Source organism: Pseudomonas sp. K5002 (assembly GCF_013386655.1).
In the GTDB taxonomy this organism is placed as follows: Bacteria; Pseudomonadota; Gammaproteobacteria; order Pseudomonadales; family Pseudomonadaceae; genus Aquipseudomonas.
On the sequence record NZ_JACARK010001389.1, the window covers coordinates 1 to 768 of the forward strand.

The following is a 768-nucleotide window of genomic DNA, read 5'->3' on the forward strand; positions in this document are numbered from 1 at the left end:
GCTGCCGGGCTGGATGCCCGGCCTGGCCTACGTTGCACCGCAGGCGGCGGTCCATGCCGTGGCGGATCGGCAGCTGGGCCCGGTGTTCAAGCATGCTGACGACGCGGCACGCTATGGTCATCAATACGCCCAGGGGCGCGCCGATTTGAGTTTTGGCGTGATTCTCAAGTCCTCCGACAATGGGCATTTTGTCGCCTGCGCACCGGTCAAGGGCGACGACCTGGGCTTTGCCCTCGACCGGGCGTTCCTGCGCGGGCAGTTGCCGAGCGGGTACAGCCTGCAAGGCCTGTATCTGAGGCTGCCGCAGCGTGCTGCGCCCGAGTTGCCCCAGGCCGAAGGCTACGCGCAACTGATGGCTCCGGCCGTGGTGCTGGCGGCGCTGAGCTTTTTGCGGGTGGCACAGAGTGAGCGTTTCCTGGCGTTGCATGTGTCGTGTGCCGACGGCTCACTGTTTCGGTACCAGGCGGTGAGGATCGACCCGGACTGGGATTCCAGCCGCCGGCAGGCGGCGTATCTGAAACACCTCAACAGTCGTGGCAGCATCGACAGCCATGTGTTGAAACTGGTGGAGTCCGGCGAGCTGCGGGTACTCGACAGCAGCCCGTTCTGGGATGCCTTGTTGCCCCGGATAAAGCGCCTGGCCACGACACTGGCAGTGCGCGATACCCGCATGGCCCTGGGCCCGTTGTGCGCCCACCCGGACGATGCCGCGCGCCAGGTATGGCAACAGGTTGTGCCGCTGGAGCACCAGGCGCGGCTGGGCGCGGT

Annotated in this window: 1 pseudogene; it reads left to right on the top strand. The window is 66.4% G+C overall.

The features are described from left to right. Positions 1-768: pseudogene (locus HX846_RS36625) on the top strand (hypothetical protein); the annotation flags it as partial.